Source organism: Pseudomonas sp. C2B4, from assembly GCF_013359695.1.
In the GTDB taxonomy this organism is placed as follows: Bacteria; Pseudomonadota; Gammaproteobacteria; order Pseudomonadales; family Pseudomonadaceae; genus Aquipseudomonas.
Map to the genome: position 1 here is coordinate 1 of NZ_JABFMU010000111.1, position 7,472 is coordinate 7,472.

Below are 7,472 nucleotides of genomic sequence, written 5' to 3' on the forward strand. Positions count from 1 at the left end.
CAGGTCAGTCAACATTTATGCTGAATGACACACCGCCTTCGCGAGCAGGCTCGCTCCTACAGGCTCTTCCAAGTGACCCGCCGCAAGGGCGGAACCCTAACCGCAGCAATGGATATACACCCAATCCAAATGAACAGCCGGAGCACCAAGGCACCCCGGCCACCGCATTCAGACGTTCCCCAACCCCCCACCACACACCAGCACCTGCCCACTGACATAATCCGACTCCGGAATGCAGAACAGATACACCGCCCCGGCCGCTTCTTCGGTGTTACCCGGACGCCCCAGGGGAATCATGCTTTTGGACTGCTCGACGATGGCAGGGCTGATGCCCACCTTGATCTCGCGGCCTTCGATGTTGATGAAATGCGGATCGCCTTCCACCGGCTGGGTCTGGCGGGTTTCGATATGGCCGAAGGCAACGGCGTTGACGTTGACCTTCATGCGCCCCCATTCCTTGGCCAGGCATTTGGTCATGCCCAGCACACCCGCCTTGGCGGTGGAGTAGTTGACCTGACCCGGGTTGCCGCCAGCGGAGGTCGAGGCGATGTTGACAACCTTGCGGTTGACCACGCGACCTTCGGCCGCTTCCTTCTTGGCCATGGCACTGATGATCGGCTGGGCGGCGCGCAGGATGCGGAATGGTGCGGTGATGTGGCAGTCGATGATCGCGTACCACTGTTCGTCGCTCATCTTCTGGATCACGTTGTCCCAGGTGTAGCCGGCGTTGTTGACGATGATGTCGATGCCGCCATAGCTGTCGACCGCGGTCTTGACGAAGCGGTCGGCGAAGTCGGCTGCCGTGACGCTGCCCACGCAGGCAACGGCTTCACCGCCGATGGCACGGATCTCGGCAACCACTTCCTCGGCGGGACCGGCGTCCAGGTCGTTGACCACGACGCGCGCGCCCTCACCCGCCAGTTTCAGGGCGACACTGCGCCCGATGCCACGACCGGAACCGGTGACCAGCGCGACTTTGCCTTCAAGTTTCTTCATGGGAATGTTCCTTGTTCTTGTTGGATTCAGATAAGTACTTCAGATGAGCGCCACGGTGGCTTCGCCGACCAGCTTCTCTTCGCCGTATTGATTGATGCAGCGGATCGCCAACCGCACGCGTCGCTCGCCATCGACTTCGAACCGTTCGATGACCTTGCCGTGACAAGTGGGGATGTGCCCCAGTTGGGTGATGCCGGTGAAACGTACCGCCAGGCTGCGGATCTGTTGCTGCGGTACCCAGGCGGTGAGCAGGCGGCCCAGGTAGGCCACCGAAAGCATGCCGTGGGCGAAGACATCGGGCTGCCGGGCCTTGCGGGCGAAGTCCAGGTCGATGTGCACCTGGTTGTGATCGCCCGAGGCCCCCGCGTACAACGCCAGGGTGGTGCGGTTGATGGCCGGCAACGTCAGCGGCGGCAACTCGAAACCAACCTGCACATCCGGTAACTGAAATGCGTTCATGTCGGGCTCCTCAGCGCTGCACGAGCGACGAGCGGATGTCGGCGATGTGCTGACCGTCCTGATTGGTGACGCGGGTCTGTTGCACCACAAAGGTCAAGGCCCCGCCTTTTTTCTCGTAGACATCCACCACCCGGGTATCGAAGGTGAGCACGTCGCCGGCATAGGCCAGGCCGTGATAGTCGAAGCCCTGCTCGGCATGCAGGATGCGCCCCAGGTCGAAGCCGAAAATGTCCTGCACGATGTGGTCGCTGTCGCGCCCTTCGGCCTCCAGGCACATCAGGAAACTCGGCGGTACCGGCAATGACCGGTGACCGGCGCGCCTGGCGACGGATTCGTCGGTGTACACCGGGTCGGTTTCACCGATGGCCTTGGCGAAAAAGCGCAGGCGGCCCTTTTCAACTTCACAGCTTGTTACGCCCAACGAGCGTCCGATCAGACTCTTGTCTGCCATGTCACGCAGTCCTGTCAGTCAGTGCTTTCAATCAAGCTTTTCAAATACAAAAAAGGGCGCGCCCGCAACAGGCGCGCCGTGTCATCAGCCGCGACCGAACAGGGTCACAATGCCGGCGCCGCCCAGGCCCAGGTTGTGCTGCAGGGCGTGCTCGAGGTTCGCCACCTGACGCTTGTCGGCGGTGCCACGCAGTTGATGGGTCAGCTCGTAGCATTGGGCAAGACCGGTGGCGCCCAGCGGGTGACCTTTGGACAGCAGGCCGCCCGACGGGTTGATGACCACTTGCCCGCCGTAGGTGTTGTCGCCGTCCATCACGAATTTTTCCGCCCCGCCCTCCGGGCAGAAGCCCAGGCCTTCGTAGGTCAGCAATTCGTTATGGGCGAAGCAGTCGTGCAGCTCGCAGACACGGATGTCTTCCGGACCGACGCCGGCTTTTTCGTACACTTCGGTTGCCGCCTGGCGGGTCATGCCGACGCCGACGATGCTGATCAGCGATGGCGGTTCGAAGGCTTCCGGCTGATCGGTCACCAGGGCCTGGGCCAGGATGCACACGTCGGTGCGCAGACCGTGCTGCTTGGCGAAACGCTCGGACACCACGATTGCCGCGGCACCGCCGCAGGTCGGTGGGCAAGCCATCAGGCGGGTCATGACGCCCGGGAAAATCACCTGGTCGTTCATGACGTCTTCGGTGGTAATCACCTTCTTGAACACCGACAACGGGTTGTTGGCGGCATGGCGACTGGCCTTGGCGCGAATGGCCGCGAAGGTTTCCATCTTCGTGCCGTATTTCTCCATGTGCTCGCGACCGGCACCGCCGAAGAATTTCAGGGCGTCCGGCATTTCACGGCCTTCAGGGAAGATCGCGTCGGCCACTTCATGGCCCTTGCCGTAGGTGATCGGGCGGTCAAGCCAGTGGGATTTCAACGCACCCGGTTGCATCTGCTCGAAGCCGAACGCCAGGGCGCAATCCACGGCACCACTTTCCACCGCCTGGCGCGCCAGGAAGAGTGCCGTGGAACCGCTGCCGCAGTTGTTGTTGACGTTGATCACCGGGATACCGGTCAGCCCCACTTCGTAGAGTGCCGACTGGCCGCTGGTCGAGTCGCCATACACATAACCGGCGTAGGCCTGCTGGACCTTGCGGTAATCCAGCCCGGCGTCCTGCAAGGCCAGGCGGATGGCTTGCGCGCCCATCTCGATATACGTACCGCTTTGGCCTGGCTTGGCAAACGGGATCATGCCGACACCGGCTACATAGACTTTCTGCGACATCTTTTTCTCCAAGGTGAGTTGAGCAGGTTTCGGGAATGACGCCAGAACGGCGTCAAGCCTGTAGAGCCTTGGAGTCGATGGTCCTGTAACCCCGCGCGGTATCCCCCCCTCCTGTCGAGGGGGATTGTCCGAACCGGTCTGGCAGCAGATTCGGCTCTCGCCCTTTAAGGCAACTCCTATTTTGTCGGCCAACACCTCCCCCCCCCCTTACTAGAGGGGGGGAGCAACGAATAACCCGTAGGAAGGTGTATTCGCCGGTCAGGTATCGATTCGGCACACCGTTGGACAACGGTGAAACCCAAAGAAACCAGGGGCACGAGCGCACACCACTTTTCACTGCCACCTGGGCTGTTCTGCCAATCCTGAAACCAGGTCGATTTGTTGGCGACCCGACATTCAAGGAAACACGAAATTGGAGCACCGAATGACAATAAGAAAACCGGTAGTATTCCAGCCACACCTGCTCGCCGCCGCCGTCGCACTCGGCTCGGCCATGCCGGCTGGTGCCGTCGACTTCAACATCGGCGAAATCGAAGGTCAGTTCGACTCGTCCCTTTCCGTCGGTGCCAGCTGGTCCGTACGCGGCCCGGACCCGAAGTTCATCAACTCCGCCAACACCCTTGGCCTGCGCGGCGAGTCGGCCACCCGCACCGCGGATGACAACCGGCAGAACTTCAAGAAAGGCGAAACCTTCTCGAAGATCTTCAAAGGCGTGCATGACCTTGAACTGAAGTACGGCGACAGCGGTGTCTTCGTGCGCGGCAAGTATTGGTACGACTTCGAACTGAAGGATGAACACCGCCCGTTCTACGACATCAACGACAGCGGTCGTGACGATCTGGCCAAGTCTTCCGGCGCCGAATTCCTCGACGCTTTCGTCTACCACAACTACAACCTCGGCGACCTGCCCGGCAACGTGCGCCTGGGTAAACAGGTGGTGAGCTGGGGCGAAAGCACCTTCATCGGCAACTCGATCAACAGCATCAACCCGGTCGACGTCGCGGCCCTGCGCCGTCCAGGCGCCGAGGTCAAGGAAGGCCTGATCCCGGTGAACATGCTGTACGTCTCCCAGGGCCTGGCCGAGAACCTCACCGCCGAGGCGTTCTACCAGCTGGAATGGGAAAACTCGGTGGTCGACAACTGCGGCACCTTCTTCGGTTCCGATCCGCTGCCCCAGGGCTGCAACGACCGCCTGGTGTTCGCCGGCCCCGACCTCGCCCCCGGCGTGGCCCGCAATACCGCCACTGCCGCGCAGATTCTCAGTGGTCAGGTGCGGGACGACGTCTACATGCCGCGCTCCAAGGACAATGATCCACGGGACAGCGGCCAGTTCGGCATAGCGCTGCGCTGGTTCGTGCCGGAGTTGCACGACACCGAGTTCGGCTTCTATGCCATGAACTATCACAGCCGCAACCCCTACCTGAGCTTCACGCAAACCACGGTCGCGCCGATCACTGCGGCCCAGGTCGCCGCCCTGCCCGCCGCCGCCCGTACCATTGGTGTGGCCCAGAACCAGTTCGACCGGGTGCGCGCCGCCCGTTACTTCGTCGACTATCCGGAGGACATCCGCCTCTACGGGCTGAGCTTCCAGACCACCCTGGGTGAAACCTCGGTCGGTGGCGAACTGAGCTACCGCCCCAACATGCCGCTGCAGATCAATACCGCCGATTTGAACCTGGCAGCGATTCAATCCACCGACACCAACTTCCGCACCCAGACCTCGCCGGTGTTTACCTCCGGTGAAACGGCACAGGCCCTGGGCGGCGACTTGCCCGGCTACAAGCGCATGCCGGTCATGCAGGCGCAGGTCACGGCCACGCAATTCTTCGATCAGATCTGGGGCGCCAGCCGACTCACCCTGGTCGGCGAAGTGGGCTACAACCGCATCAACGGCCTGGGCTCGGCCGACGGCACCGACATCCGCTTCGGACGCAGCCCGGTGTTCGGTGCGGGCGAATTTCCCGGCACCCAGAATGCAACCGTCTGCGCCACCGCCACCAACCCGCAGAAGGAGTGCAATAGCCATGGCTTCTACACCACCGACTCCTGGGGCTATCGCGCGCGCGCCAAGCTGGACTACACGAACGTGATTGCCGGCATCAACCTCTCGCCGAACCTGGCCTGGTCCCACGACGTGGACGGTTGGGGCCCGAACTTCGAGGAAGGCGCCAAAGCCGTCAGCCTCGGCGTGGATGCCGACTACATGAGCACCTACACCGCGAGTCTGAGCTACACGGACTTCTTCGGCGGCAACTTCAACACCAATACCGACCGGGACTTCGTCTCGCTCAGTTTCGGCGTCAACTTCTGAGTCGCAATAGACAGAGGGTCAATCCATGAAAGCAAGAATGATCATCACCGCCGGGGCCCTTGCGCTCTCCCTGCTGGCCACCAGCGTCATGGCCGCCGTCAGCGAACAGGAAGCGGCCCAACTCGGCACGACCCTGACGCCACTCGGCGCGCAGAAGGAAGGCAACGCCGACAAGAGCATTCCCGCCTGGGACGGCGGCCTCAAGGCGGGCGCCGCACCCGTAGACGCCAAGGGCTTCCTCGGCGATCCGTTCAAAAATGAAAAGCCGTTGTTCACCATCACCGCCGCCAATGCCGAGCAATACAAGGACAAGCTCACGCCCGGGCAACTGGCGATGTTCAAACGCTATCCAGAGACGTACAAGATCCCGGTCTATCCGAGCCACCGTACGGCTTCCGCACCTTCGGCCGTCTACGCGGCCGCGAAAAAGAGTGCGCTGAATGTGCAACTGGTCAGTGACGGCACCGGCCTGGGCAATTTTTCCGACTCGCGTTACTACGCCTTCCCGATCCCCAAGAGCGGTGTCGAGGTCTACTGGAACCATGTGACCCGTTTTCGCGGTGAGAACGTGGAACGCTGGTCGGTTCAGGCCGTACCGCAGGTCGATGGCGCCTACACCATCGTCGAGACCCATGACCAGAACAGCTTCCCGCAATACATGGATGGCGTAGACCCGCAAACCGACAAGAACATTCTTTACTACTACATTTTCGCCGTCGACGCGCCGGCGCGCCTGGCAGGCACCGTGTCCATGGCCCACGAAACCATCGACCAGGTGACAGAGCCTCGCAAGGCCTGGACCTACAACGCCGGTCAGCGCCGGGTCCGTCGCGCGCCACAACTTGCCTATGACGCCCCGGGCCTGGCCTCGGACGGCATGCGGACATCCGACAACGCCGACATGATGAACGGCTCCCCGGACCGCTACGACTGGAAGCTGATCGGCAAGAAGGAGATGTACATTCCCTACAACAACTACAAGCTGCAGTCGCCGAGCGTGAAGTACGCCGACATCATCAAGCCCGGCCATATCAACCAGGACCTGACCCGCTACGAGCTGCATCGCGTATGGCATGTGCAGGCGACACTGAAGTCCGGTGAGCGGCACATTTACGCCAAGCGCGACATGTATTTCGATGAAGACACCTGGGTGCTCTCCGAGGTGGACCATTACGACGGTCGCGGCCAGCTCTGGCGCGTGGGTGAGAACTACACCTACAACAACTATGAAAAAGGCGTGAATGCGCCCGCGGCGCAAGGGTTCTACGACTTGCTCGCCGGACGCTACATCGTCGCGACCATGAGCAACGAGGCCAAATCGGCGCCGCTTTACGGTAACCGGACCAAACTGGCGGACTTCACGCCTGCGGCGTTGCGCAATGCGGGTATTCGTTGACCCTTAGAATGGTTGTTAAACAGACGCCCCGCTTGCGGGGCGTTTTGCGTTTTGGCGTTTAACTGACCATCACTGCGTGAAGTGACGGTGTACATATCCGTTTTTTCGGTAACGGCTACTTGGGGTTCCGCCCTTACGGCGGATTACTTGGAAAAGCCTGTAGGAGAAAAGCTTGCTCGCGATCGCGGCAGTCCAGTCAACAACGATGACGACTGGTACGCCGCCATCGCGAGCAAGCTTTGCTCCTACAGAGAACTTCCACTCGGCCTTCCGACGGGGCAGATCAAGATCAAAAGCCAAAGCGAGGCGGCCTGACAGCCGACCTGACTTTTGCGGATGCCCCCCCAATCCCCTGTGGGAGCGTGGCTTGCCCGCGAAGGGGCCATATCAGTCACCATTGATGCTGAATGACACACCGCCTTCGCGAGCAGGCTCGCTCCCACACTGGGATCAGGGACATGGCTGTGAGGGATGGGTCGGCTGTCAGGCCGTCATCGCGAGCAAGCATTGCTCCTACAGGGGAATGCGCCCAGCCTTCTGACCAGACACCAATCCCACCGCTGGCAAAAATCCAACTGTGGGAGCGA

The 7,472-nt window shown here is 61.5% G+C and carries 6 protein-coding genes; 2 read left to right on the forward strand and 4 right to left on the reverse strand.

Annotation, left to right across the window (positions count from 1 at the left end; translation table 11 throughout):
• Window positions 1-168: 168 nt before the first annotated feature.
• The 4 genes from HNQ83_RS30635 to HNQ83_RS30650 form a co-directional block, all read right to left on the reverse strand.
• Window positions 169-996 carry an SDR family NAD(P)-dependent oxidoreductase gene (locus tag HNQ83_RS30635; RefSeq protein WP_175392579.1) on the reverse strand — a complete coding sequence of 276 codons (828 nt, stop codon included), beginning with the start codon at window positions 994-996 and terminating at the stop codon, window positions 169-171.
• A gap of 39 nt (window positions 997-1,035) precedes the next feature.
• Window positions 1,036-1,455 (reverse strand): MaoC family dehydratase, encoded by a 420-nt coding sequence (locus HNQ83_RS30640; RefSeq protein ID WP_175392580.1) that lies wholly within the window; start codon window positions 1,453-1,455, stop codon window positions 1,036-1,038.
• Window positions 1,456-1,465: 10 nt separating this feature from the next.
• Window positions 1,466-1,906 carry a MaoC family dehydratase N-terminal domain-containing protein gene (locus tag HNQ83_RS30645; RefSeq protein ID WP_175392581.1) on the reverse strand — a complete coding sequence of 147 codons (441 nt, stop codon included), beginning with the start codon at window positions 1,904-1,906 and terminating at the stop codon, window positions 1,466-1,468.
• A gap of 84 nt (window positions 1,907-1,990) precedes the next feature.
• Window positions 1,991-3,178 carry a lipid-transfer protein gene (locus tag HNQ83_RS30650; RefSeq protein WP_175392582.1) on the reverse strand — a complete coding sequence of 396 codons (1,188 nt, stop codon included), beginning with the start codon at window positions 3,176-3,178 and terminating at the stop codon, window positions 1,991-1,993.
• A 424-nt stretch (window positions 3,179-3,602) separates the two neighbouring features.
• Here HNQ83_RS30650 and HNQ83_RS30655 point away from each other — a divergent pair, with 424 nt between their 5' ends.
• Together HNQ83_RS30655 and HNQ83_RS30660 are read left to right on the forward strand one after the other, a co-directional pair.
• Entirely contained in the window at window positions 3,603-5,489 is a 1,887-nt protein-coding gene (locus HNQ83_RS30655; RefSeq protein ID WP_175392583.1) for a DUF1302 domain-containing protein, read from the forward strand.
• 25 nt (window positions 5,490-5,514) lie between these two features.
• Window positions 5,515-6,885, forward strand: coding sequence for a DUF1329 domain-containing protein (locus HNQ83_RS30660; RefSeq protein WP_175392584.1), 1,371 nt, complete (start codon window positions 5,515-5,517; stop codon window positions 6,883-6,885).
• Window positions 6,886-7,472: the final 587 nt, after the last annotated feature.